The sequence below is a fragment of the Trinickia sp. genome (assembly GCF_035492435.1).
Taxonomy (GTDB): Bacteria; Pseudomonadota; Gammaproteobacteria; order Burkholderiales; family Burkholderiaceae; genus Trinickia.
The window spans coordinates 25,190-45,099 of sequence record NZ_DATJJF010000112.1 but is presented as its reverse complement, the minus strand read 5'-3'; the positions used below and the strand labels follow the sequence as shown (position 1 = coordinate 45,099).

Annotated in this window: 16 protein-coding genes; 4 read left to right on the top strand and 12 right to left on the bottom strand. The window is 60.9% G+C overall.

Annotation, left to right across the window (positions count from 1 at the left end):
• The 4 genes from VL598_RS08770 to VL598_RS08755 all read right to left on the bottom strand — a co-directional run.
• Positions 1–841, bottom strand: an 841-nt coding sequence (locus VL598_RS08770; RefSeq protein WP_325326314.1) for a LysR family transcriptional regulator, incomplete at its 3' end; no start/stop codon positions are given.
• A 438-nt stretch (positions 842–1,279) separates the two neighbouring features.
• Complete coding sequence (locus VL598_RS08765; protein ID WP_325326313.1) at positions 1,280–2,323, bottom strand: patatin-like phospholipase family protein; 1,044 nt, start codon at positions 2,321–2,323, stop codon at positions 1,280–1,282.
• 46 nt (positions 2,324–2,369) lie between these two features.
• Positions 2,370–2,984 (bottom strand): hypothetical protein, encoded by a 615-nt coding sequence (locus tag VL598_RS08760; RefSeq protein ID WP_325326312.1) that lies wholly within the window; start codon positions 2,982–2,984, stop codon positions 2,370–2,372.
• Positions 2,985–3,215: 231 nt separating this feature from the next.
• Positions 3,216–4,838 carry an adenylate/guanylate cyclase domain-containing protein gene (locus VL598_RS08755; protein WP_325326311.1) on the bottom strand — a complete coding sequence of 541 codons (1,623 nt, stop codon included), beginning with the start codon at positions 4,836–4,838 and terminating at the stop codon, positions 3,216–3,218.
• 803 nt (positions 4,839–5,641) lie between these two features.
• On the opposite strand from VL598_RS08755, the gene VL598_RS08750 reads away from it, so the two are divergent.
• Positions 5,642–6,715, top strand: a complete 1,074-nt coding sequence (locus VL598_RS08750; protein ID WP_414718682.1) for a beta-propeller fold lactonase family protein — start codon at positions 5,642–5,644, stop codon at positions 6,713–6,715.
• Between the two features lie 103 nt (positions 6,716–6,818).
• On the opposite strand, the gene VL598_RS08745 is transcribed toward VL598_RS08750, so the two are convergent.
• On the bottom strand, positions 6,819–9,191 hold the full coding sequence (locus VL598_RS08745) for a TonB-dependent receptor (RefSeq protein WP_325326310.1): 2,373 nt from the start codon (positions 9,189–9,191) through the stop codon (positions 6,819–6,821).
• Between the two features lie 165 nt (positions 9,192–9,356).
• Here VL598_RS08745 and VL598_RS08740 point away from each other — a divergent pair, with 165 nt between their 5' ends.
• Positions 9,357–10,424, top strand: a complete 1,068-nt coding sequence (locus VL598_RS08740; protein ID WP_325326309.1) for a sensor histidine kinase — start codon at positions 9,357–9,359, stop codon at positions 10,422–10,424.
• Here the strand turns inward: VL598_RS08740 and VL598_RS08735 are convergent.
• From VL598_RS08735 to VL598_RS08705, 7 genes are all read right to left on the bottom strand, one after another.
• Complete coding sequence (locus tag VL598_RS08735; RefSeq protein ID WP_325326308.1) at positions 10,349–11,053, bottom strand: response regulator transcription factor; 705 nt, start codon at positions 11,051–11,053, stop codon at positions 10,349–10,351. The two genes, VL598_RS08740 and VL598_RS08735, sit on opposite strands and share 76 nt — an antisense overlap.
• A gap of 150 nt (positions 11,054–11,203) precedes the next feature.
• Positions 11,204–11,773 (bottom strand): cytochrome b, encoded by a 570-nt coding sequence (locus tag VL598_RS08730; RefSeq protein ID WP_325326307.1) that lies wholly within the window; start codon positions 11,771–11,773, stop codon positions 11,204–11,206.
• A gap of 31 nt (positions 11,774–11,804) precedes the next feature.
• Positions 11,805–12,626: a formylmethanofuran dehydrogenase subunit C gene (locus tag VL598_RS08725; protein WP_325326306.1), complete on the bottom strand. Its 822-nt coding sequence runs from the start codon at positions 12,624–12,626 to the stop codon at positions 11,805–11,807.
• Positions 12,623–13,564, bottom strand: a complete 942-nt coding sequence (fhcD, locus tag VL598_RS08720; protein WP_325326305.1) for a formylmethanofuran--tetrahydromethanopterin N-formyltransferase — start codon at positions 13,562–13,564, stop codon at positions 12,623–12,625. The genes VL598_RS08725 and fhcD overlap by 4 nt, the downstream gene beginning before the upstream one ends.
• A 5-nt stretch (positions 13,565–13,569) precedes the next feature.
• Positions 13,570–15,273: a formylmethanofuran dehydrogenase subunit A gene (locus tag VL598_RS08715; RefSeq protein ID WP_325326304.1), complete on the bottom strand. Its 1,704-nt coding sequence runs from the start codon at positions 15,271–15,273 to the stop codon at positions 13,570–13,572.
• A complete protein-coding gene (locus VL598_RS08710) occupies positions 15,270–16,622 on the bottom strand; it encodes a formylmethanofuran dehydrogenase (protein ID WP_325326303.1) in 1,353 nt (450 codons plus the stop codon). The genes VL598_RS08715 and VL598_RS08710 overlap by 4 nt, the downstream gene beginning before the upstream one ends.
• 255 nt (positions 16,623–16,877) lie before the next feature.
• Complete coding sequence (locus VL598_RS08705; protein WP_325326302.1) at positions 16,878–17,615, bottom strand: HisA/HisF-related TIM barrel protein; 738 nt, start codon at positions 17,613–17,615, stop codon at positions 16,878–16,880.
• Positions 17,616–17,628: 13 nt separating this feature from the next.
• Between VL598_RS08705 and VL598_RS08700 the strand changes: the two genes are divergently transcribed.
• Positions 17,629–18,660, top strand: coding sequence for an ATP-grasp domain-containing protein (locus VL598_RS08700; RefSeq protein WP_325326301.1), 1,032 nt, complete (start codon positions 17,629–17,631; stop codon positions 18,658–18,660).
• Positions 18,657–19,826: a hydantoinase/oxoprolinase family protein gene (locus tag VL598_RS08695; RefSeq protein ID WP_325326300.1), complete on the top strand. Its 1,170-nt coding sequence runs from the start codon at positions 18,657–18,659 to the stop codon at positions 19,824–19,826. Before VL598_RS08700 ends, VL598_RS08695 begins: the two co-directional genes overlap by 4 nt.
• The last annotated feature ends 84 nt before the right edge of the window (positions 19,827–19,910 follow it).

Genomic DNA, 19,910 nt, shown 5'->3' with positions numbered 1-19,910 from the left:
CTTTCTGCCTACCCGCGTGACCTTCCGCGTTCGCGAGCAAGGGATGGTCGATGGGGATGGCGACGAGTTCGCCCGCATCCAGTTCAGTCGAAACGGAGAAGGCGGGCAGACATGCGATTCCCAGCCCCGATTTGACGAATTGTTTGAGGATGGCGATTGAGTTCGTCGTGACGACTGGGTCGAGACGAATCTTTTCGGCGAACTCCACGGCCTGGAGCATCTGTCTTGTGCCATGCGAAGCATGCGTCGCTGCGAGCGGGAACGATGCCAATTCCTGCACGGTCATCGGTTTCTCGCGGGCGACCCGGGGAAAACCCGGGCCCACAATGGCCATCAATGGTTGCATGGCCGACGCGCGCGAAACAATCTTGGGCTCGGGAGGCGGGTTGTACACAAGCCCAATCTCGCCTTCATCCTCGGTGATTTTCCGCATCACCTCGTTCGTCCCGGCCAGGTCGAGGTTGACCTTGATGCCGGGAAATTGCTTGTAAAACTGCTGCATTGGGCCCGACAGCACGTCAGAGACGAAGCCCTCGCCCAGAACGACGTTGACGTGCCCAGTTCGCAGACCTCGGAGTTCCTGGAGGCGCGAGAGCAAGTCGTCCCGGTGAGCCATCTGCTCCCGGAAATACTCGATGACAAACTGTCCCGCCTCCGTTGGCTTGACACCGCGAGCATGGCGCTCCACGAGTGTCGCGTCCAGTTCGCCCTCCAACACGCCAATCTGGCGGCTCACAGCGGACGGTGCCACATTCAGCCAGTCAGCCGCGGCGCGGATGGTTCCGAATCGAACCGCCTCGTAGAAATAGAGGATTCTGCTTTCCGTCAGACCTTCAGCCATCCGATGTCACCGTGCGAATTATTAGAACAATCTGAGTATTGGCTGTTTATTGATTATAGGGCTCCCAAAGTCCAGTATGGCAATTCGAACAGTCAACCGGAGTTGGCTGTGCCCGACACAGAACTTGTTTTGAACCTATCCGCGCTGGCCATCTATTGATCCGACGGCAAAATTCGGGCCCGTCCGATGCCGGTTCTGGTGCGGCGCGGGAAAAATTTGACATTTTTTGTTTTTCACTCAGTGACGCGCGCGTTGACATCGGAAATTTTGACAATTCTTGACGAGACGCGAAATCCAGGTGGGTCGTGGTTGTTTTTTGACAGTTTTTATTTGTGAGATCAATCGTGAAGCCAACGTAAAGTGTCGGCGGAAAATAAAAAGTGTCACAGCGTCGACAAATGCAAATTTGAATGCACCCACGCAAACGTCTTCCTGCCCTTAGAGGAACATCTCAACAATATTCGCCGACGAACGTTGTCCCAACGCATCGAAATTCATGTCTAACCAGGCATCGGCCCGAGAGCGCCCCAGTTCAAACATCTTGCACAGAAAGCTCCAATCCGCATTAAATTTGCTCGACGCATCAAGCTGCGACATTTCCTCCTCAGCATCGATGCTATGGACCAGCATGCGGCGGTAGCGCGCACCGTCGAGCGCCCCTTCGTCGATCAGTCGCGTAACGAAGTCAACAGCACGCATTTCGCGCATCAACGACGAGTTGAAACTGAGCGTATTGACGCGATCGAGAATTTCATACGCAGTCCTGGGCACCCTGGGAATGCGGATGGGGTTGATGCGAATGATCAGCACGTCACTCGTGTCCGTCTCATAGATGAGCGGATAGATTGGCGGATTGCCCATGTAACCACCGTCCCAGAAATATTCGCCGTCAATTTCAACGGCCTGGAAAAGCTGCGGCAGGCAACTCGAGGCCAGTACGGCCTGCACGGAGATCTCTTTAGTGGAGAACACGCGTATGCGTCCGCTCAGCACATTGGTTGCGCACAAGAACAGTTTGATGTCGGTGTTTCCCCGCAGTACTTCGAAATCGACCGTTTCCGTGAGTACGTTGTGCAACGGATTCAGGTTGCAGGGGTTGAGCTGATACGGGGAATAGAGGCGCGTGAAAAAGTCGAAAATCAGCCATGCGGGCGAAAGATCCATATTGGCGCAGCCCGTCACGCTGTTGAGCCAGGCATGTTGCAGAGGATTCGTCGCGGCCAGTTCGGAGATCTTTCGCCAGAACGTTTCGAGCGCGCGGCGCGCTCGATCTTGTCCCCCGCTGACGAGGCCGTAGGCCAGCACGGTGGCATTCATGGCGCCAGCGCTGGTACCGCTGATGCCGTCGATTTCGATGCGGGCGTCTTCGAGCAGACGGTCGAGTACCCCCCAACTGAAGGCGCCGTGGCTGCCGCCGCCTTGTAACGCTACGTTAATGCGGCGTGTGGTGTGCGATGTGGCTGCGGTTTGTTGTGCGTCCATCGTGCGGCTCCCTGATCTTCTGATCGACGCGGCGGCCGGTGACTCATCAGTCCACGGCGGGTCGAGCAAGCCGCCAGCAAAGATTCGAACGGGCACGGGCTTCGCAGCGGGCACGGAATGTCTCGGTATGGTAGACGTACTCACGCGCCAGCAAGGCACTGAGAAACGCGCGCACATGGCGATCATAAGCGGCGTTGTCGAGATCCGGCCGCTCCGCCCTAAGGGATGCTTCATCGCGGATAAAACACGCGCGGTCGATACCGAGGTCGGCCAGATCGATGTCCGCAGTGAAGCGTGCATCAGGATCGTTCGGCACAGCTGTGTGCACGGTGGCGAGGATCATGTCGGCCACGCGTTCGGTCGCAGCAATGCGGCCCTGCGCCCAGCGCCGAACCCAGTCGGCGCTGCGTTGCTCGTTGTCCGGCGCTCCCGGTACGTAGACCACGTCGTGGCACCACAGCGCCAGCTCGACCGCATCGGGATCGGGGATCGCAATGCGTGCCCAGTCGAGATCGCAAAGGCACCGCCGGACATGGGGCAGCGAATGATAGTGGCGCCCAGGCTCAGCATAGTGCTGTACCAGGCGGTCGTAGACGGCTTCGGCGTCAATACCGCCGCAGCGCGACCAAAGCCTGACGAAGCGCGCTTGTGTCTTGTTCATTCGCCCCCCTTGTGCCCGTAGGCGAGGAACTGCTCGGCGCTCGAGACAACGTCTCTCTAAGATCCACCGGTTGTGTCGGACCCAGTTAGCTTCTGCGATCTCTACTTCGGCGCCTGAACCGGCTGTCTCCGCGCTTCGCTAGTATCCCGACGAACGCACTCATATGGGACCTTCGGCTCGGGCGTGTCAAGCGACACTGCGAGGTCCGTGAGCGTGGCGTGGAGGGCCTCATTACGCCCGAGGAATCTGCGCCGCCTTGGACAGCACACGGACCGGCACCGGGTCATCGCGGCCTCTCAGGCGTGCGGCAAGCTGCGGCAGACCTGCGGCTGAAACGCCGGCGTGCTGGAAGACCTGTTCTGAGACGATCGCCTCGCAACCGATCTCTTTTGTCAACTGCTCAAGTCTCGAGGCCACGTTCAATGGGTCACCAATTGCAGTGAATGTGGAATGCTCGCGAAAACCAATCTCCCCCATGACTGCCCGGCCGCAGTGCAATCCAATACCAAATCGGATCTTCACTTGTAGTTGCTGCTCGAGCGCAGCGTTGAGTTCGTTGATATTGGCTGCCACAAGCGGCACTGCGCCGAGCGCCTGACGACAGGCGGTGGACGGCTCGCTGCTTAAGCCAAATATCGCGAGCACTGCGTCCCCTAGGAACTGATTGGGTAGGCCACCCGCCTGGACTACTGCGGAGCTGACCGCATTCAGGAAGCGACTGACCACGAACAGGCTGTCGAATGGTAACTGTGCCGCCGCAAGCCTGGTTGAGTCCCGCATATCCACGAACATGAACGCTGCGAATCGCTCTTGCGGCATGACGTCCCGCTGGCGCCGATGCAAAAAGGCCGTTGATGCTGCCGGTGGCACCAGTGGCCACACACAGAGATCATGGGCCGGCCGCAATTGACAAGCGAGCCGCACTGTCTGCGAATCAGCTCCCAGCCGCTCCAGAACGCGACGCTCCGCCTCGGCAGGCGCGGGTAGCGGCACATCGCTGAGCACGCGTACCCGGCATAACGTGCATCGGGCACGCCCACCGCAGCTGCTGGCATGGGGAATACCGGCCATGCGGCTAGCCTCGAGCACCGAAAATCCGAGCGGCGCGAATACCCTTCGGCCATCTGGATACATAACGCAGAGCCGCCCGATCCGGCGCTCCCGCACCGCGCGTACCAGCCTCGCGACAAGCACTAGCAGAAGCGCACCACCATCGAAGAGCAAAAAATCGTTGCGAAGCTCGGCGAGCCAATGATTTTGCAATCCCGTTCCGACGATCGTCGGTCGGGCCGCCGCGGCCCGCCAAAGAGGATCTTGCGCAAGCGCGATCACTTCCCGTCCGCTCTGCAAGAAGCCGAGCAGCGCGAGCACCGGGAGCAGGACGGTAGCACTCAGCAGCACGCTCCGCCACGCTCCGAACCATGGTTTCAATCGCAACCAGAACCAGATACCGTAACACCCATGTAGCCAGGCGACCACCAATAGCGTCAGCTGCACACGGCCAAAGAACGGCGAGTCGATCCAGAACGAGTACAGCAACTGCTCGTAGCCCTTGTTCAGGCCGAACTCGGCAAAGGCGACCCGCGTATTCACAAGATGGTTTGCCAACAGCGGCGGTATGCAAAGACCGAGAACGAGTTGCGCCGCCTCACCCGGAGTCCAGTACAACGAGCGTCGTTCGTACAAAGCCCACAGACCCAAGAAGAAATGCGTCACCAGCGCGCTGTACAGCACGGCCGTTCCAAGCCATCCCTGCCAGATGAATTTCTGTACCAGCAGACCGCGCTCCATCCATGCGAGCGAGATATTCCCTAGCGAGTGATTCAGGAGGTGCGTGCTCACGTAGGTGAACACCACCAGTCCGGTGGTCAGCCGTACCGAACGTACACCCGTCGGCCGCAACCGTTGAAGAAAGGGAAAGTGTGACATGCTCTACTCTCCACGCGTCTCGAGTGCTGCGCGACATGCGTCGAGCAGGCGTCGCTGCGGGTCCTGAAATACGGCACCCTCAATGAAGCACCGCCGTAACCGGCCGGAAAGGATAGCCACCGATGATCGGTGCGGTACGCCGTCATTCTGATTCGCTGCGCAACCTACTTTTTCGGAGATGACCCAATCTCAATGCATTGATCGCTCAGTTCGTATTCCTCGTTAGAGAAACCGCGAGCATCCCACGGCTATTCCGTGATCCGGCCGGATGTAGGTAAGGGCAGGCCAACGCTCCGGGCCGGGTTCAACATGCCAATGCGCTATGTAGCAACGCGGTGAAGGAACGTGTCCCATCGAGCGCCAGCTGTGTGATTTCCGATTGGTGAATAAAACGGATGACGCCGCAGTATAGCTCTCCGAACACAAGCCCTGGAGGCCCGCCGAGTGAACCGGCGGTCTACCTCCTGAACCCAGTCGAGAGGGCACTATGTCGTCATATCTTCCTTCTCATCCGTCGTGCCGCAGCGGATTGAAATGCCTCGCCTTCGGCGGCGCGGTGGGCCGGGCAAAGACAGTCGCGCAAAATTCGGGAGTTTCTCCCGCCGCGCGCCGTTGCCAGCGCGTTTGATATTGGGCTAAGTTGGTTCCGCAATGCACGTGCGTGCGCATTTTGCGGCATGCGAACGTTCATTCACGCAATGATCGAAAACGAATCGCCGGAGACGACCATGCAAGTCAGATTCAAAATGGCTGTGGCGCGCATTGCGTGCCTGTCGGGTTTAGCGCCCGGGCTCGCGCTCACTGCAAGCCTTACGCATGCCGCCGCACCGACCGCTTATGTGACCAGCGAGACCGCTGGCGTTGGCGTGATCGACCTCGCCGACCTGACGCTAGCGAAGACCTTTGACGTGGGCAAGGACGGCCCGCGCGGCCTGAGCCTGAACAAGGATGGCACGCGTCTTTATGTGGCGAGCAAGACGACGAGCGATCTCATTGAAATCAATACGTCGACGGGCAAAGTCCTGCGGCGCGTAAAGATCGGAAAGAACCCCGAGTTTGTGCGCGTATTTGGCGGCTTCGCGTATGTGACTTACGAGCCAGGCGAAGACCACGGTCGGCCCAAGCCGGGGCTGCCCGAGAAGGGAGGCGATGACGACGCGAACTTGGTGCCAGCCGAAATCGCCGTCGTCGATCTCAAGACAATGAAGGTCACGCATTCGGTGAAGAGCGGACACGAAACCGAGGGCGTGGAATTTTCGCCGGACGGCAAGCTGATTCTCGTAACGAACGAGGGCGATGACACGGTCTCTGTGTATCGGGTCCGCACGGGCAAGCCGGTGCGCTCGGTAAGTCTGCCAAAGGGATCGCGCCCACGCGGCATCAAGGCGACGCCGGACGGCAAGGAATATGTCGTCACGCTGGAGAACACTAATCAGTTTGCTGTGCTCGATGGCGCGACGATGAAGATCGTAAAGACCGTCGAAACGAAGATGGGCCCGTACGGCGTGTCGTTCGACCCGTCAGGCAAGCACCTGCTCGTGGTGGCGGCACGGGACAAAACCTTGCAGGTGTTCGACGGCTCAACCTTCGAACATCAGAACGACGTCGCCATCGGCCAGCGTTGTTGGCATTTCAGCTTCACGCCCGACGGCTCGAAGATTCTGCTTGCCTGCGGACGCTCGAACGCGGTCTATGTGCTAGATGCATCGAACTATCAGACTGTAAAGCAGATCGGTGATTTGCCGCTCGCATGGGGCGTGGTGACGTACCCGCCGAGTGCAGGCACCATCGTGGGCCGGTGATACCTGAGAAGCTCGACATAAGGGCCGACGCGCAGGTGCGCCGGCCAGCGAGTCACAATCCATTCAGACCGCGCTGAGTCGCGCGGCTTGCTCTTCTTCAACGTCAATTCCACGCGTAACGCACGCCTACCCAAAAGCCGCGCGGCGCCCCCAGACCGAGAAACTGCTCATTGGTGGTGTCCGTTCCGCTGAATGTGTGGTTCGGTCCATTAAAGAAGTTCTCGCCGAGAATTGCGAAGTTCGCGTAGCGCTTGTTGAGCAAGTTCTGCACCGTCGCATAGATTTGAAGTTGCTTGGTCACGTTATAGGTCGTGTCGAGATCCATGAGGAAATAGCCGGCGACGGTTCCATTTACATCGTTGTTGTCTTCATCCCCGCGCGCAAAGATATCGCTGCGATACGTGAGATTCGTCCCGATGCTCCACCGCGGCAGTACCTTGTAGTCAAGGCGCACTTTTACCGTATTGGCCGGGATGCCGGGAATGCGATCGCCCGGATGCACCGTGATGTTGCCGTTCGCATTCGCACTCGAATTGCTCGAACTCGATTCGCCCCACGTCGACAGATAGGTCGCGTCTATATAGCTGTAGCTGGCGGCTACGCCGAGCGGCCCCCATTGAGTGCGGCCTGCGAGTTCGAATCCCTGGCGGCGCGTCTTGCCCACGTTCTGAAAATACCCGAGCGTGCTCGCCGCGCCCTGACTTGCGATGAACTGGATGTCGTCCGAGAGCGTGGTGCGATAAGCCGCCGCGCTCCACTGCGTCGAGCGGCCGATCTTGCCGCGCGCGCCGACTTCGAAAGTACGTGAAATCACCGGTTTCAGGTCCGGGTCTGCGATGAAATCGTTTGGCAGCGAGCACGGTGCATTCGGATCCGCGCATGCGAGTTCAATCGCCGTCGGTGAACGCATGCCCTCGTTATAAGTCGCGTAGGCCGTGAACCAGGACGTGGGGTTCCAGTTAAAGCCTACCGCGGGATTGAAGCGCGAGAACGTGTGTTGCCCGTCGAGCAGCGGCTGCAGGCCGCTTTCATCGCCGATGGTCGCCTTTGCCCAGTTGTATCGGCCCGCGAGCGTCATAGACCATTTTTCGTTAAACGAAAAGGTGTCCTGGAAATACAAGCCCCCGGTTTCGTTGCGCGTCTTTGCATCGGTGTTTGGCACGTATGGCCCAGTGCCCATCGTCGCGCGGCTGTCTTCGAATTCCGCCGATTGCGTGGCCTGCGTGAAGTGCGTATTGGCAAAATCGCCCGACGCGCCGAGGATCAGTTGGTTGTCTTTGCCAAACAGCTTGTTCAGCAAGGTGAGTTGCAGGCTCGCGCCGTAGCTGTCCGTGACGATCACCGACTGCTCGTTGGTCGCCTGGGTGAGATCGATGTCGTCATCGCCATCCGTGCCGGGATTGTAGTCGTCGTTGACGTTGCTGCTTACGTTCTTGTTGCGATAGTGCCGGTAATACACATTGCCGCTCAGCTCGATGTTCGGCGACAAGTAGTGTTCCCCATTGATCGTCAAATAGCCAACCTGGTTTTCGTTCGTGTCGGGGAAGGTGTAGGCCTGCGTGTAGTTGTCGAGGAACGAGCGCGGGATCGTCTGCGTGCCGTTGAGTGTATTGTCGGCCCCGCCCATCGATACAGAGAGGGTCGTATCGGCGTCGGTATAACGCAGCTTGCCGAAGGCCTGACGCATCTTGCTCGAATTTTGAGCGGCCCAGCCGTTGTCGTTCGTGACGCTCGCGGTGAAGTAGTAGTCGAGATGATCGCCGAGCACGCCGCCCTGCTCGAGCTGACCCTCTTTGCGACCAAAGGAGCCAAGGCTCATATCGACATCGCCGCCCGGATTGCTGCGGCCATTCTTGGTCGTGACCGCCACCGCGCCGCCGAGCGTATTCAGGCCGAAGACCGGGTTTGAACCGGGGATGATCTGTATCGTGTTGATCGCCGATTGCGGAATCAGATCCCAGTTGACGATATCGCCGAACGGTTCGTTGATTCGTACGCCGTCCATGAACACGGAGAGGCCCTGCGGTGTGCCGAGCAGCGGCGAGGCCGTAAAGCCGCGATAGTTGATGTCGGTCTGGTGCGGGTTGCCCTGCGCGTCGTTGACATCCACGCTGACGACGTTCTTGTCGAGATAATCGGTGACGGTCGGCGAATGCTGAGCATCGATTTCGCTGCCCCTGATCGTCTGCACGTTGGCCGGCACCTTTTGGAGCGGCGTGCCGACGCCCAGGAGCGGTGTGGTGCCGACGACCACAATGGTCGGTAGAACGGCTTTGGGTGTGCTTGCGGCCACCGCCTGGCTCGCGATTGCAGCGGTGGATGCGGCTGCGGGCCCCTCGGCGGAATCGGAAGCGGGCGCCGCCTGCGCCCGGGCTGCGACGGTGAGGCTCGCAATCGCTCCAACAAACACAAGCTGCAACCTCGTTCGGGGTTTCAACGGATGCGCGGGCTCGGAATTGCAAGGCATGCTTTTCATCGTCGATGTTTCCTGTGGCTATTCTTTTTGCGTTTATTTTTTTAAGCGTCGCATAAGAATCTCCGCGCCCACCGGGAGTCTTTCCCGATCATGCAGGGAAGCATTCCCAAATGCACTGACTTTCCCACGTAGTCCGAACCAGGCGCGCGTAAAATGCATTCCGTGATGCCATCCAATTCAGTGTCCTCATCGTCCACGGCGGCGTCGAAAGGCGCCGCTGCTGACCTTTGCAAGCACGGATCACGCTCCACGGTGCGGCGCGATCTGGCTTGCGTGTCGGCCGTCACGGCGCTGGCGTGGCTGTTGTTTGCCGAATCCGACTTCAGCGAGCTCATATTTCGACTGACGCGCAACGCCGAACGTTTTCAGCTCGATGAATTGCCCGTGACATTGCTCGTGCTTGCAGCGGGTTTCGGTTGGTTTGCGTGGCGGCGCTATTGTGAGGCACGCCGCGAGGCGCAGCGACGCCGGGTGCTGGAAGAGGAGGCCGAACATTTGCTTGTGGAAAACAGGCGTCTCGCAAACGAAGCCACATGCGCGCAAGAGACTGAGCGCCGTCATTTGGCGCGTGAACTGCACGACGAACTCGGCCAATATCTCAATGCCATCACGCTCGATGCCGGCCGTATTCGCGACCTCTCGGCGGGGCGCGAGGAAGAGATCCATCGGCTGTCCCTTGTGCTCATGCAAAGCGCGACGCATGTTTATCGCGAAATCGGCGGGATGATTCGTAAGCTGAGGCCCATCGGGCTCGATGAGTTCGGCGTGCCGACCGCTCTTGAGCACTGTGTCGATGGCTGGCGTGAGCGCTTGCCGGATGCCACATTCGCGCTTGCTGTTGACGGGGATTTCGATCATTTAAGCGACGCGCTCAACATCACGCTCTATCGGCTCGTGCAGGAAGGGCTCACGAACGTGTCGAAGTTCGCACGAAATGCGCGAGTCGAGATTTATCTGGCGCACGGCCCACGCAATGCTGATGGCTCAAGCGAAATCGTCGTCACGATGACCGACGATGGGCCGGGCGTCGACCTTTCACAGCCGCGAAAGGGACTGGGCCTGATCGGCATGCGCGAGCGCGTGGAGGCTCTTGGCGGAGAGTTTCACATCGCGAGCCGGCCGGGCGAAGGCTTTCTGTTTTGTGCGCGTGTGCCCGTTCAGGCCGGACTGCCGTTGCCGATTAATGATCCCAACGAAGGCGCAAACGATGCATCGTCCGATCCCGCAAAGTGAAGGCCGAGACGGTTGGCGATTTGAGCTAGTTGCACCCCATTGTTTGCACCGAATTTCTGGCGTATCGCGGATTGATGGTTGGCCACCGTCTTTTGACTCAAACCCAGCTTCTCCGCGATGCTCGGCAGCGTATAGCCCTGTACCAGCAGGCGCAGCACTTCGAATTCCCGCGCGGAAAGTTGCCGCCCCGGCGGCCCTTCCTGGATAGTCGCGCGCAAGGCTAACGCCTGCGAAATATCGGGACTGAGATAGCGCTCGCGTCGAGCCACTGAACGCACGGCTTCGACCAGCACATCGGGCGCGCTCGCTTTGGTCACATAACCGCGCGCGCCCGCATCGAGCGCTCGGCGCACGAAAATCGCTTCCTCATGTACGCTGAAAATGAGCACGTGCGCGTGCGGTTCGCGTGCGAGCATGCGCCGCATCGCTTCGATGCCGCTCGCGCCCGGCAACGCGAGGTCCATTACCACGACATTCGGTTGCAGCACGCAAAATTTCTGATATGCCTCGGATGCGTTCGCTGCTTCACCCGCGACGCTCACGTCGGGGCTGCGTTCGAGCAAACGCTTGTAGCCTTCTCGCACGACAGCGTGGTCGTCCACCAGAAGGACGGAAATGTCGACGGTCATGGCTTTTTTTCTCCTTCTCGTGGACCGGCGATGCCCCGGGGCGCATCGTTGCGAAAGACAATTGTTCTAGTGTGTCCTCTCGCCCAAAAGCATCGAAGCTGCGTGCAACACTTCGATCACTCGCTCGCGATGTGGGAAGCCGGCATGTTTTCACGGCCACATTCTCTTCAAAAGGCCGTCGCGGTCAATCAATTGATGCTTGAGCGCGCCGAGAAAATGCAGCGCGATCAGTACGACCATGGCCCACGCCAGAAAGCCGTGGAAAGTGAAGAAGACACGCCGCAGCTTTTGATCGTCCCAGCCCCACTGCGGCAGCGGAACGCCCCAAAAGCGCGTCCCGAACTTGTTGAACGACGAGCCGAAATAGCCGGTGAGCGGAATCGCCACCATGCCAACATATAAAAAAGCCTGCGTGATGCTCGCGGCGGCGCGTTGCCACGTCTGCATCGGCAGGTAAGGCGGTCGGCCATAAGCCAACCGCGCCCAAAAGCGAAGCAGCACCAGCAGGAAAACGGTCATGCCAAGTGACTTGTGAAAGTTGATGAGCGTCGACTTGAACGGCAGGCCTCGCGGAAGACTCACCATGTAAAAGCCGATGCACAGCATCGCGATGATGGCGATCGCAATGAGCCAGTGAAGTGTGATCATCGGTCGTGCAAAGCGATCGCTCGCTTCGCTGGTGGCGTTGCGCGTCTTCGCGGTTGTCCGCGCTGTGCTCATAACGTGGCTCCATGGTGAAGCAACTTCAAAACTAGTCTTTAACGATCAGTAATTCCCCGCGTCCGTCCACGGCAAGATCGCCTGCATAGCGCCGTGGCAACGCTCTCGTGTCGAGCGTCGCAAAAGCCGCGCTTTCGTGTGTGAGCGCGCGACTGAGCAGTAACCAGAACACGCCGAAGCCGTGGCCGCCCTCAGTAAAGGTTGGCGCGATGTGCGCGGGCGGATTGAGCAACAGCAACGTGCCGCGCCGCATGCCATAACCCAGATGTGCACCTACCTCACCGGCGATGCAGACCGTTCCCGCCACCAGCCGCGACGCCGCGAAATCTCCGGCATCGCCGCCAACGAGCACCGTGCCGCGCCGCATGCGATCCGCGAGACGCGCACCTGCGTTCCCGTGGATCGTGAGCACGCCGCCTGCCATGCCTTCCATGTCGCCTGGCAGCGCGCCGGCCGCGAAATCGCCCGCATTGCCGTGCACCGTGACGCGGCCGCCTTGCAACTCGCACGCAGTAAAGCGGCCCGAATTGCCCTCTATGTGCAACTCACCGCCGATCATGTTGATACCCGCATAGTCCCCTGCGTGGCCCCGGACGGTAAGTGTTCCTTCGCTCATGTTCGCGCCCAGGCGATCGAGCCATTGCGCGTCGCCTTCTATCGTGAGTGATGGCGCGTTGGCGTCCACCTGCCTGATACTGAAGAGATCGCCCAGCGTGCATCTCTCGCCGGCGCCTTGCAGTACGATGCGCGGCACATCATTGCATGAAGATGAAGCAAGCACGGCAGGCAACAATGTCGACGCATCGACACGAAAGCCAGGCGCATCTTTCACGCGTAAGGTAATGGCGTTCAAGCGCGCCTCCCGTCGATGCGCGCGGCTAGCTCGTGGAGCCTGAAGTGATAGGGGCCGAGCTTGCCGCCGTAATTGCCTGCAGAAATTCGCAATACGCCGCCTGCTTGATCGATTGACGTTGCGGCGCGGATGCCGGCAGTCATCGCGGCGCCGACATCCGCATCTGTGAGACCGTCGATGACGATTTCGAGTACGCATCCAACGTCGCGAGTTAGCTCGCTTTTCTTCGACAAGCCAATCAACGTGGGGCAGAACGCGTCGTTGGTCGAAGCCGCGGCGCCGGCGTATTTCGAGCCGATCTTGGAGCCAGAGCGAACCACGCCGCCCGGGAATGGCGTGATGACGTTGGGCAGCGTATGGATCGCGGCGACGGCAGCTTCGGCGGCCTTCAGTGCACTATCGAGATCGCGTGCGAGAAAGAGTAGATTTCCGCCGCCCACGGCTTTTACCGTCGCGACGGACTCCTCACAAACGAATTCACCATCCATCACGGGCACGCGCCAGTAGCGTATGCCGTCGAGTACCTTTGAAACTTGCCAGCCATCGCCAAAGAAGCGCAGGCCCGCACCAAGCGGTGCGTTATCGGAGAGCGGGGCATGCGTCGCTCTGGGATCGATGCCGTTATAGACTGCCGTGGTCGGGCACGTCAGCACGCATTGACCGACACGCCGTGCGATCTGTTTAGCCAGTTCCTTCGACGACACAGCGAAAATCAGCACCGACACGCCTGGCCTGCCGTCGGGCGTTTCATCGCGGGTGAGATCGCGTTCGACGCCAGCCTCGCAGCCACAATCGATCACGGAAGTCGCGAAACCCGTCAGCGAATTCGCTGCATGACGCGCCCACGTCCGCGTATGCGCCGTGATGATGAGGCGTGTCGCCTTCATCGGGAAGGCCTCGGCGAAGGTGTCGTCAATCTGTGTGTCGTTGATGCGCATGCACGTTACCCCGCGCTCGTGGCAAAGCATGCAACGGGCAGCAGCTTACCGCCGTTGCAGCATGCGCAGATTTCGTCATCGCCGATGGCGAGGTTCTCGAACCTGCTTGCGATATTGGCTTCTGCGAAAGCACGAACACGTTTCTCGATCGAACGGTCATAGTCGGGGCGAACATGGTGAATTCCGCCAGCCGGAGCGCGCAGCAAGGTGCCGTCGCGTGCGATCAATTCGCCGTCCTTGAACACGAACGCGGGCGATGTGAACATGCGCTCGCGATTGTCATCGTCGCGATATACGGCGATATCCGCCGCGGCACCCGTGCCTAAATGGCCGCGGTCCTTCAGTCCCAGCAAGCGCGCGGGACCGGCGCGCGTGATGATGGCAATGTCGTAAAGCGAAAATTCGCGCGTAATGTCCTTTAGTGTGCTGGCGGCCTGCGCGTCGGCGTGAAGCTTCGCGAGCTGGTCATCGCGGAAAGACTTGTCCATCAACAGGCGAATGAGATGAGGATAGCTCGTAAACGGCGCACCGTTCGGATGGTCGGTCGTCATCGACACACGCCACGGGTCATCGACGAGCAGAAAAATTTCGAGCCCGATGATCCATTGCAGCGCATTCACATAGCTCTCTTCACGATAGCGGAACGGCACCACGCCACAGCCCGCATCGCATTCGATATCGCCTAGCACCCATTTGCGTGGTCGAGCGAGCGGCACGTTTTTGAACTGCATCATCGTGTCGCCCGAGGCGGTCACCGTTTGGCCGAACATGATCTGACCGACGTCGATCGTCACATTGGCGCGCGAATTGATCGCTTCGGCGATCGCGCGCGCCCCCGACGAAAACTTGCGTGGGCCGTCTGCGCCATAGCTGTGGAACTGGATATGCGTGAGATGGATGGGCAGGCCTTCGGCGGCGTCCATCGTCTTGATGGTCGATTCGACATTGCCTGGCACACCGAGATTGCTCGCATGCACATGGAGCGGATGGGGCACACGCAGATCAGTGAGTGCGCGCGTGAGCGTCTTCAGCACATCGCGCGGCGTGATGTTGTAGTGCCGGTGCGGTTCGTCGACATCTAGCGAGCGCTGGTTGAACTTGAACGCAGAAATGCCGCCTGGGTTCACGACCTTCACGCCGAGGGCTTTGCTCGCGTTGATGGTCCAGCCGACGTAATCGCGAATGCGCTCGAAGTCTTCTTGCGCAGCAAGCATCTGCAAAAACAGCTCGTCGTTGCCCATCATCACGTAGGCGCCGTGATCGATGATTGGCGTATCGCCCATTTCCAAGTGGGCGTGGCGTGCGTTGGACGCCATCATCGCGGGCTCGAATGCGGCTGTGTAGCCCATTTCTGCATAACGGTAGCCGGTGGCGAGCGTGCCTGGCGCGCACACGCCGCATGACGGCAGACGCATGTAGCTTCCGTCGCCCACATCGTTGCAAACGGCACGCGGATCGTTACGGTGATCCTCGGGCAACAGTAGCCGAGACAGATTCGTCTTGCCGCCGCCGATATGGGAGTGAAGGTCGATGCCGCCCGCCATCACCACCATGCCGCCCGCGTCGAAATCGCGTTCGGGCGCGATGCTTTCGCTGTGTATCGCTTCTTGTTCGACGATGCGGCCATCGCGGATATACAAGTCGCGCCGCTCGCCGTCGATACGGTTGGCGGGATCGTAAAGTGTGCCCCCCCGTAATCGCGTGATCATGACGATCTCCGCGCGTTGATCAGTTCGTTCGCGATCTGCGCGACGCTGGGCAGGCTTGCTGCACGTGCAGCTGCAAGCCGTGTGACCACCGACGCATCGACGCGAAAGAGATGTCCACCGCAATCGATGCCGGGCGTCGCGACAGGAATGAACACGGTCGATCCATGGCGTGCATTCAACGACGAGAGCGCTGTTGCCGGATGACCGAGGACAATCATGGGCACATCGTCATTGAGCAAGACGGGCGGCAACTCGGGGGTGAAGCTAGAGATCCAGAGCATCGCATCGATCTCATGTCGACTCAGAAGCGTGTCGGTGCGATAGCGATGCGCGTCGTGATCGAGCGGCAAGCCGGCGGCCACGCGGGTACGCAGCGGAAATCCCGAAAGCCACGTCACGACCTGATTGACCGTGAGGGCGCCATCGTCGCCCGTGAGGGCGAGTGCGCCTGCGCGCGCGGTGCGATTGATCGCCTTGACGATGCGATGCAGCGCTTCGATGGCGAGCGCCGCGTGCGGGCCTGGCAGTGCCGCGGGCTCATAGACGAACGCGGTATAGCTGGCGGCGTTGATTCGTTCACTCAATGCGCCGAGTTCTTCTGTAATGCGATTCGAACCGATGGATTTGCCACCGCTCTCTAAGAGCGCCGACCATTGCGCGAGGAGCTCGAATGGATTCCCGCCTTGCAGCATCGCTTCGCTCGGGCCATTGAAGGCCGGGTCCGTTTCGCATCCGACGAAGACAACGCTCTGGCCGTGCTTCGCCCCGACGACACGCTCGTAGAAGCGCGGATAACGTCGCGATGGCTCGCATGCGAACACGACGAGCAGATCGGCTCGAGAGCGCACTTCCGAGAGCGTGGTGAATGCGGCGCCGCGGTCCTGCATCGCGAATGTGCCCGCGGCGAGCGCATCGCCGTGCAGATGATCGAGGATCGCGCCGCAGTGTGCCGCCAGTTCATAAAGTGCACGCGCGCCGGCGACATCGGTCGCGAGGCCGCCGAAGAGTGGGCGTTTCGCTCGCGACAGGATCTGTGCGGCTCGTGCGAGCGCCGATGCTGGATCGGCGCGGCAGCCGTCGATCATGGGTTGTGTCGGGTTTGCGTCCGCGTTTTCCAGGTGGATGAGCGTTGCCTCAAGCCGCGAGCACTGGGTACGCGGCGCAGCGAGACCTGCTGTGCCCGTCGAAACGAGTGCGATGTCGTCGCATAGCAAAGGGCAAAATGGACACGTCCAGGGTGCGTGCTCGTCTGCGCGAGCAGGGACCTTTTCGTGCTGGCCTGGATCGGCTTCGTGCCGAGAAGTGGGGGGCGCGTGCATGGTCGCGCTTTGTCGCAAAGTCTGTGCCATCGTTCTTTCCGCTTTATCCGGCTCCTACCCATGCGCAAACTGAGCGTCGTTTCGCAGGCGAGAGGTACGCCATTTCCGCAGGCCTCACCGCAATTCGGTGATAAGCAGCCGTCAGGCTAAAGAATGGTGCGCAGTGCAACACACTGTCACCCATGAATCGCACGATGCAACACCAGCTTGCCAACGGCTTACACCGTTAAATCAACAAAGCTCCGGGCCACGCCAGCATGTACCTCGCATGGCACAGATATTGAGTCACCCTTGCGACGAATAACGGCTTGCATCGAGGCAAGCGTGAATGGTCCCATCGTGGATTGCGGAAGCGACGAGCCAGGCGGACGCACCGCTCGATGAAGCACGTGCGAGATCGGCGTCATCGCGCACACCGCCAGCGCCGATGAGTTCTCGCTCACCGGCAACGGCACGAACGGCGGCAAGCGTGTCGAGGTCGGGCCCGGAGAACGCGCCCACCCGATCGAGTGTCATGACGATGACGCGCGACGGCCACCACGTGCTGCCCGCATGCGCGAGGCCCAATGTGCGCCCGCCGCGGAAGTCGAGCGAGAGAATGGGCGCATGACCTGCCTCGGTTGCCTCGGCGATAGCGTGCGGATCGCGCAAGGTTTCCGTGCCGAAGACAGGCACGAGCGTCGCGGGACTCGCCGAGCGCGCGAGGCCCTGGATGCGCTCGACGTGTGCACACATCGATGCGAAATCGGTGAAGCCAGCGTCGAGCCAGATTGACGCGTGAGCACCGAGCGCATCGCACAGCGCGGCGAGCGTCTCGGTATGCGCGCCGCGTTGCAGTATTGCGCCGAGATCGGCGATGTAAAGGGTAGTCGAGCCAGTAGCCGCACCTAGCGCGCGGGCGACCTCGAGTGGATCGCTCGTTGCGCACAAGGATGACTGGATCGGCCGATAGTGTGAGCGCTCGCCACGCACCGCGCGCACCGCGTGGTCGTCGAGCAGATCGAGAACGGGAATTACCTGCATGGATGGATTTCCTTTGACCACGATCTTTGTTTTCGAGTATCTCACGGGCGGCGGCATCGATCCGGATGTCGCGGGCACGGGCAGCCTTGCCGATCTTTCCGCGCTGATTGTCGAAGGCCGAATGATGCGCGATGCGATTGCGTCGGACTTGCGCGCATTGCCAGGCGTCGCGGTTACGTTCGCGAGCTCGCGCTTCGAGCAACCCGACGGCGCGCTCGCGCGCCGTTGCGCCGAGCGCGGTGAACCGGTCACGCATTTCGTCGCGCGCATGGCGCGTGCGCACGATTACGCGTGCGTCATCGCGCCCGAGTGCGACCAGCTGCTCTTGCGTTTGCACGATGCGGTCGGTGCGTCGCGCTGGCTTGGCTGTGCGAAAGAAGCCATTCGAGCGGCATCGAGTAAAAGTGCGACGGCCGCGCGTCTCGCCGCGCACGGTATCGCTGGGACGCCCGCGCTGAAGCCCGACGATGCTTGCTTGCACGAGGCCAGCCGTTGGGTCGTCAAGCCGGACGACGGCGCGGGCGGACTAGACACTTTTGTCTATCAGGATCTCGACGCCGCCCGCGTGGAGTATGAAAGGCGCGTGGCGGGTGGCCGCAATCCTGTGCTGCAGGCGTGGGTGGAGGGTGAGCCGCTTAGCCTGTCGCTCATGTGCGACGATGAGGGCGCACGGCTCATATCGATCAACCGGCAGCGCATCGGGATCTCGGAAGCGAATTCGGCCAGGCGTGAACGCATCGTGCAGTTCGACGGCGTGGAGGTCGACCAGATCGACCGGCAAGGTCCGCAAGGGCGCGCGCTCGAACGGCTTGCGATGGATGTGGCGCAGGCGTTTCCGGGATTGCGCGGCTTCGCTGGCATCGATGTCGTATGGAACGCGGCGCGCGGGCCCGTCGTCATCGAGGTCAATCCGCGACCGACCGTCGCCTACGCCGAATTGTCCAAGCGAGCGGCGCGCAATCTCGCGGCGGACCTGCTCGCCGCCCATCGCGTGCCGGGCTTCGATGGCCGCAAGACAGCTCATGCGTGCGGGGCCTCGTCATGAATGCCGGTCCGACGAACTTGATCGACAGGCAAACGTCCGTGTTCGGCTGGGACGTGGGCGGTGCACATGTGAAGGTATCGATGACGCGCCGCGCGGCGGTGCACGGTGCGGTTGCCGAGGTCATTGACGTGGCGCAATGGGCGTGTCCGCTCTGGCAGGGTCTTGCCCATCTGGAGCACGCAATCGATGGCGTCTTCGAGCGCTGGCCCGCGGCCGCGGAGGCATCGGCGCTACACGCCGTCACGATGACCGGAGAAATGGTCGATCTTTTCGCCGACCGTGCAGAAGGCGTGCGCACACTCACGCGCACGCTCGCACAACGGCTCGGGCGGCAGACATTTTTCTTTGCGGGCGGAACACGGGAAGGCGGCTGGCTCGCGAGTTCCGCGTGCGTGGACGGCTGGCGCAAGGTGGCGTCCGCGAACTGGCTCGCCACAGCGCAGTGGGTGGCGGCCTCGATGCCGGATGCGTTGCTGATCGATATCGGCAGCACGACCACCGACATTATTCCGATCGTCGCAGGGCGCGTTGCCGCGTGCGGATGGAACGACGCCGAGCGTCTCGTGAGCGGAGAACTCGTCTATCAGGGCGTGGTACGCACGCCCTTGTGCGGTGTGGCGCGTCGCATCGCGTTTCGCGGTGAGACCACGGGCGTGATGAACGAGTGGTTCGCGACGACTGCGGACGTCTATCGTCTGACCGGTGAACTATGGCCCGAGCACGATCAGCATCCAAGTGCCGACAACGGTCCAAAAACGGAGGCCGCCAGCCGCCAGCGTATCGCCCGAATGATCGGACGCGATGCGGCCGACGCAAGCGATGACGAATGGCGGCGGTTCGCGCAACACTGGCGGCGCGCGCAGTTGCGCACACTCGCGGCCAACCTCACGCGTGTGAGCGAACGACATCCGGCGCTCTTGGGGGCACCGCTCGTCGGTGCGGGATGTGGGCGTTTTCTCGCGGCGGCGCTCGCAGGCCAAAAATCGCGCAGCTATGTCGACTTTGCGCGCGTGGCGGGCGTGGAGAGCGAGGAAGCCGAGCGAGCCGAATGGGCGTCGACGTGCGCGCCGAGCGTGGCGATTGCGCTGCTCGCGTCGAGGGGGATAGAGAGCACGGCGAGCCACGAAACGTGTCTTGCCTGCAATGCGTCGTCGCCCGCTGCATGAGCGCTTACGTGACAAACGACGCGATCGAATCGAAGAGAACCGGGTGCGTGGCTTGACGGTGAGGCCCGGGCGTTCCATCACGAA